Raw genomic sequence first — 5495 nt, 5'->3', positions numbered from 1 at the left:
CGTAGTGACGAGTCGGGGTGTCATACTCAACGTGAGAGGTGTTGATGGTGATACCACGAGCTTTTTCTTCTGGCGCGTTATCGATCTGGTCGAAAGCACGTGCAGAACCGCCGTAGGTTTTAGCCAGTACGGTAGTGATCGCTGCAGTCAGGGTAGTTTTACCGTGGTCAACGTGGCCGATAGTACCGACGTTAACGTGCGGTTTTGTACGTTCAAACTTTTCTTTAGACATCGATTGTCCCTCTAAGACACGGATAAATCGGTGGTATCACCACATCAACCAAGCATTTGCTCGTTGAATCCAGAACAGAAAGAAAATCAGGGGGCGAGAAATTAAGAAGTGGTGCTGATAGGCAGATTCGAACTGCCGACCTCACCCTTACCAAGGGTGCGCTCTACCAACTGAGCTATATCAGCACATCTTGGAGCGGGCAGTGGGAATCGAACCCACATCATCAGCTTGGAAGGCTGAGGTAATAGCCATTATACGATGCCCGCATCCTGGAACTCGGCTACCTGATTTTTCTGTAGAATTTTGGGATGGAGCAGGATTGTTCATCACTCGGCTCGCATCCTTCGGGCCGGCTGCGCCTTGCGCTGCACAGCTCGAACCTTGCCGAAGGCTTTCGCCCTCTCCTCCCGCTATCAACCGTTGCGGCATTTATCGCATTTCAGTTAATCGCCGAAGGCAAGATTTGGTGGTGGGGGAAGGATTCGAACCTTCGAAGTCTGTGACGGCAGATTTACAGTCTGCTCCCTTTGGCCGCTCGGGAACCCCACCAGATTTTAACTACTTGTGACTTGAATGGTGCCGGCTACCGGAATCGAACTGGTGACCTACTGATTACAAGTCAGTTGCTCTACCTACTGAGCTAAGCCGGCATCAAGTGCAGCGCATTCTAGGTAGAGCGGGCGACCTATGCAACAAAAAAATTGCTTTACGCGCACTTTCGCTCACAAATCAGTCAATTTTGCATACTGTCATGCAATTCGCAGCCTGCAGCGTGCAAACATTCATCACTCGCGGCAATCATTCTCTACAATTTTATCCACTTTTTGCAAGCCTTGAGCGCCGCTTTCTCCGTGTCGGCCTTCTCAAAACACTTAACCCGCAACGGTAAACTGTGAGCGGGATCGATGCACCAAAAAGGGGATACCTGCCCCGGACCAAGGCGTGAGCTACACTGATCCCTCACCCTTTTGCCGTCGTCATGCCTTTCGCCGCTGTGGCTCAGTTATTGCTTCTCTTCATTACCCCCATATCTGGAGGAATGACTCATGAAAATAGTGCCTATCAACGCCGCTACGCTGCCGATTTACCGGGATGAATTAGCCCGCCTGTTGACCGATGCCGTCACGCACGGCGCTTCTGTCGGTTACGACACCTTAATCCCTCACGAAGACGCCGAGAGTTACTTCCACAGTCTGCGACCGGCCCTGGCTAAAGGTGAACTGCTGCTGTGGATTGCCCGCGACGAGCGCGGCGTCGTTGGCACCGTGCAACTCGAACTCTGTCAGAAGCCGAACGGCCGTAATCGTGCGGAGGTGGTGAAGCTGTTGGTGCATAGCCGCGCTCGCCGCAACGGCGTAGGTCAGGCGCTGATGAAGACGCTGGAGCACGTAGCGCTGCAGCAGCAACGCGGGCTATTGTACCTGGATACGCAGGCCGGTTCGGCAGCAGAAGCGCTTTATCGCAGCCTGGGTTATCGCTGTTTGGGCGAGCTGCCGGATTATGCGGCGGGGCCCGATGGGCATTACCATCCGACCGTTATTTATTATAAACGCCTGTTCACCGTGAACCAACCTTCGCGCGCCATCGCCAGTTAACCTTCAGGCGGTATCCGGCCCCGATGATGCCGCCTTGCAACCCCGCTTTATCAACTGCGCGCCGCTTCGCACAATTGACATAAACTGCTGCCTATCGACAACTTTTGCGAAAAAAGTCTACGCCAAAAACGAAGCTGTCTATAATATGCAGCTTGTTTATTCTCTGGAGTTGGCGTCCGGCGCCTTTCCCAACCTGCGTTAACAGGCAGAATTTGGCTTATGATAAAAAGAGATCAATCTTTAGCAACGCCTTACCTACAGTTCGATCGTACCCAATGGGCGGCGTTGCGAGATTCGGTGCCGCTGACGTTGTCGGAAGAAGAGATCGTTAAACTGAAAGGGATTAACGAAGATCTCTCGTTGGAAGAAGTTGCGCAGATTTATCTGCCGCTGTCACGGCTGTTGAACTTCTATATCAGTTCCAACCTGCGCCGACAGGCGGTGCTGGAGCAATTCCTCGGCACCGACGGGCAAAAGATTCCCTATGTCATCGGCATCGCCGGCAGCGTAGCCGTTGGTAAGAGCACGACCGCTCGTCTGTTGCAAGCGTTGCTGAGCCGCTGGCCTGAACATCGCAGCGTGGAGCTGATCACGACCGACGGCTTCTTGCATCCTAATAAGGTGCTGAACGAGCGCGGTCTGATGAAGAAAAAAGGCTTCCCGCAGTCTTACGATATGCATAGCCTGGTGAAATTCGTGTCGGAAGTGAAATCCGGCGCCAAACGCGTCACCGCTCCGGTTTATTCTCATTTGATCTATGACGTTGTGCCCGAAGGTAATAAAGTCATCGAGCAACCGGATATTTTGATCCTGGAAGGGCTTAACGTATTGCAAAGCGGCATGGATTATCCTCACGATCCGCATCGCGTATTCGTTTCCGATTTTGTCGACTTCTCTATATATGTCGATGCCCCGGAGACGCTATTGCAAAGCTGGTATATCAATCGCTTCCTGAAATTCCGTCAAGGCGCATTTTCCAATCCCGATTCTTATTTCCATCACTATTCAAAATTGCCGGAACCGGAAGCGATTAATATCGCCACGCAATTATGGAATGAAATTAACGGATTGAATTTGCAGCAGAATATATTGCCTACACGCGAACGCGCCAGCCTGATCATGACCAAAAGCGCTAACCACGCCGTTGAAAGCGTGCGTTTAAGAAAGTAAGCCTACCGATCGATTCAGGGGACGTCGCCGTCCCCTGCTTTCTCTAACTATTCTGCGCTGCGCAGCGATATCTCTCCACCGATGAAGGGCTTGATCTCCCCGTCTTGTTCCAGCAGCAGCGCGCCCTGCGAATCGATTCCTCGGGCGATACCCACAATCTGCCGCTCGCCGATAAGCAGCTTGACCGGCCTGTCGATAAAGTTATCCAGGGTACGCCAGCGACCGATAAAGGGCGCCAGTCCGTCTATCTCAAACTGTTTCAACGACTGACGCAGTTCATTAAGCAGGGTTGCAGCCAGCTCATTGCGATCGATCTGAATTCCCGCTTCCTGTAGGTTAATCCATCCTTGAGTAATGGCGCTGGCATTGGTATCACGCATCGCCAGGTTGATGCCGGCACCGATGACCAGTTGAGCTGCATCGCCGGTTTTCCCCGTCAGTTCGACCAGGATCCCCGCCAATTTACGATCGTTCAGGTAGAGATCGTTAGGCCACTTCACGCGCACATCGGCCGCACCGAGACGCTGCAGAACTTCCGCCATCACCATCCCGATCACCAGGCTAAGCCCCATGGCCGCAGCCGGCCCCTGCTCCAGTCGCCAGAACATCGACAGGTATAAATTAGCGCCGAATGGCGAGATCCACTGCCGCCCGCGGCGCCCTCGCCCTGCCTGCTGGTATTCAGCGACACAGGCGTCACCAGAGTGCAATTCGGCAATGCGGTCCAGCAAGTATTGGTTGGTGGAATCGACCACCGGCAACACGCTTACACGCTTGTCTTCCAGCAGGCTGAGGATGCGCTCGGCTTCCAACAGCTGGATGGCGCCAGGCAGGCTGTAGCCTTTGCCGGGCACGGTAAAGACATCCAGCCCCCATTCGCGAATGGTCTGAATATGCTTATTGATCGCCGCACGGCTCATGCCCAGTGACTCACCCAGGTGTTCCCCGGAATGAAATTCACCGTCGGCCAGCAGCGCGATCAGTTTTAACGGAACCTTGGTATCTTTCATGACAGCACCGCCACGGCATTCAGCTCACCGGTCGCGCCAATAAAACGCACCTCAGGCTCCAGCCAGACGCCAAATTTATCGGCCACTGTCTTGCGTACGTGGCGCGCCAGCGCCACCACATCCTGGCTGTGGGCGTTGTCGATGTTCACCAGCACCAGCGCCTGCTGACGGTGTACCGCAGCGCCGCCGATACGATATCCTTTCAGTTCGCATTGATCGATAAGCCATCCGGCGGCCAGCTTCACCTGGCCATCCTGCTGCGGATAGTGCGGCATGCCGGGATATTTGGCGATGAGTTCTGCAGCTTTCTCTGCGTTCACCAGCGGATTCTTGAAGAAGCTGCCGGCATTACCGGTTTCACGCGGATCGGGCAGCTTGCTGCGGCGCATGGCGCATACGGATTCAAATACCTGAAGCGGCGTCACCGTGGCGGGATCCAGCTTGGCCAGATCGCCGTAGCTCAATTTGGGTTGCCATTGTTTGTTGAGACGCAGGCCCAGCCCGACAATGACATGCCCGGTTTGGAAACGGTGTTTGAAAATACTTTCCCGGTAACCGAAACCACACTCGGCAGCCGGAATGCGATCGATAGCACCGGTAGAGAAGTCCAGCAGATCGACATACTCGCAGACGTCTTTCAATTCGACGCCGTAGGCGCCGATGTTCTGGATAGGGGCGGAGCCGGCCAATCCAGGAATCAACGCCAGGTTTTCCAGGCCGCAGATCCCGGCCTGCAGCGTATATTGCACCAGGTCATGCCAGTTTTCACCGGAGCTGACGTGGAGATACCAGGCATCGTTATCTTCCCGAACATCGATACCTTTCAACTGATTGACCATTACCGTGCCAGAAAAATCCTCCAGGAACAGCACGTTGCTACCTTCACCGAGAATCAGCAGCGGCTCCTGACGCTTTCGCGTTTGTTGCCACACTTTGAGCATCAGCTCAATTCTATCGGCCATGATCAGGTGCGCTGCGTTGACCGGGAGCGCAAACGTATTGTGGTTTTTTAAAGACGCGCTTTCAGTAGACATAACGTTCAGTACCCATAAAGAAATAATCTTTCGCCTAGTCTACTCGATTCGAGGCGTCTGGCTAATATTTGTTTTAATTAACGTGAAATTTATCGCCTAATACACTGGAGCATTAAGAATTATCCTTGATATAACCGGATAATTCTCATCAACATCTTCATAAATAGATATTTTTATTATTTAAATAATAATCTGGAGCTATCAATTATATATTTAGCTAGCTTTTTCTCTGACAAAAAACATTATGCATCCTTATGAAAATAAGCAGCATATGCCAATAGAGGTATTTCTATAAGAAATAAATACAGCCAGGGAATTTATTTTCCCCATAGCAAAAAGCCCTGAACGTCAGTTCAGGGCTTTCGGCTTGGTTTGATGCCTGGCAGTGTCCTACTCTCGCATGGGGAGACCCCACACTACCATCGGCGCTACGGCGTTTCACTTCTGAGTTCGG

Annotated in this window: 5 protein-coding genes, 4 tRNA genes, 1 rRNA gene and 1 other RNA gene; 2 read left to right on the top strand and 9 right to left on the bottom strand. The window is 52.7% G+C overall.

Annotation, left to right across the window (positions count from 1 at the left end; translation table 11 throughout):
- The 6 genes from ACSBQQ_RS24645 to ACSBQQ_RS24620 form a co-directional block, all read right to left on the bottom strand.
- Nucleotides 1-232 (bottom strand): GTP-binding protein (locus tag ACSBQQ_RS24645; RefSeq protein WP_032439543.1); only part of this gene is annotated, 232 nt, incomplete at its 3' end.
- A gap of 109 nt (nucleotides 233-341) precedes the next feature.
- Nucleotides 342-417 (bottom strand) — tRNA-Thr (locus tag ACSBQQ_RS24640).
- 6 nt (nucleotides 418-423) lie between these two features.
- Nucleotides 424-498 (bottom strand) — tRNA-Gly (locus ACSBQQ_RS24635).
- A gap of 36 nt (nucleotides 499-534) precedes the next feature.
- A non-coding RNA gene (locus tag ACSBQQ_RS24630) (RtT sRNA) lies at nucleotides 535-650 on the bottom strand.
- A 46-nt stretch (nucleotides 651-696) separates the two neighbouring features.
- Nucleotides 697-781 (bottom strand) — tRNA-Tyr (locus ACSBQQ_RS24625).
- 25 nt (nucleotides 782-806) lie between these two features.
- Nucleotides 807-882 (bottom strand) — tRNA-Thr (locus tag ACSBQQ_RS24620).
- Between the two features lie 396 nt (nucleotides 883-1278).
- On the opposite strand from ACSBQQ_RS24620, the gene ACSBQQ_RS24615 reads away from it, so the two are divergent.
- Nucleotides 1279-1827: a GNAT family N-acetyltransferase gene (locus tag ACSBQQ_RS24615; RefSeq protein ID WP_033650029.1), complete on the top strand. Its 549-nt coding sequence runs from the start codon at nucleotides 1279-1281 to the stop codon at nucleotides 1825-1827.
- 219 nt (nucleotides 1828-2046) lie between these two features.
- On the top strand, nucleotides 2047-2997 hold the full coding sequence (gene coaA / locus ACSBQQ_RS24610) for a type I pantothenate kinase (protein WP_033636718.1): 951 nt from the start codon (nucleotides 2047-2049) through the stop codon (nucleotides 2995-2997).
- A gap of 47 nt (nucleotides 2998-3044) precedes the next feature.
- Here coaA and birA read toward each other — a convergent pair whose 3' ends face one another.
- From birA to rrf, 3 genes are all read right to left on the bottom strand, one after another.
- Nucleotides 3045-4007 (bottom strand): bifunctional biotin--[acetyl-CoA-carboxylase] ligase/biotin operon repressor BirA, encoded by a 963-nt coding sequence (birA, locus tag ACSBQQ_RS24605; RefSeq protein ID WP_033636716.1) that lies wholly within the window; start codon nucleotides 4005-4007, stop codon nucleotides 3045-3047.
- Nucleotides 4004-5041, bottom strand: coding sequence for a UDP-N-acetylmuramate dehydrogenase (murB, locus tag ACSBQQ_RS24600; protein ID WP_033636715.1), 1038 nt, complete (start codon nucleotides 5039-5041; stop codon nucleotides 4004-4006). The genes birA and murB overlap by 4 nt, the downstream gene beginning before the upstream one ends.
- A gap of 377 nt (nucleotides 5042-5418) precedes the next feature.
- Nucleotides 5419-5495 (bottom strand): 5S ribosomal RNA (gene rrf, locus ACSBQQ_RS24595); the annotation flags it as partial.

It is taken from the genome of Serratia sp. G204Y, from assembly GCF_051172435.1.
Classification (GTDB): Bacteria; Pseudomonadota; Gammaproteobacteria; order Enterobacterales; family Enterobacteriaceae; genus Serratia; species Serratia sarumanii.
Note: the sequence above shows the minus strand (reverse complement) of the source record. Positions and strands in the feature narration are given on the sequence as shown.

Bases quoted from the DNA above. Each gene is read 5' to 3' on its own strand.
- coaA (WP_033636718.1), top strand. From the start codon at position 2,047: ATGATAAAAAGAGATCAATCTTTAGCAACGCCTTACCTACAGTTCGAT.
- murB (WP_033636715.1), bottom strand. From the start codon at position 5,041: ATGTCTACTGAAAGCGCGTCTTTAAAAAACCACAATACGTTTGCGCTC.
- ACSBQQ_RS24615 (WP_033650029.1), top strand. From the start codon at position 1,279: ATGAAAATAGTGCCTATCAACGCCGCTACGCTGCCGATTTACCGGGAT.
- birA (WP_033636716.1), bottom strand. From the start codon at position 4,007: ATGAAAGATACCAAGGTTCCGTTAAAACTGATCGCGCTGCTGGCCGAC.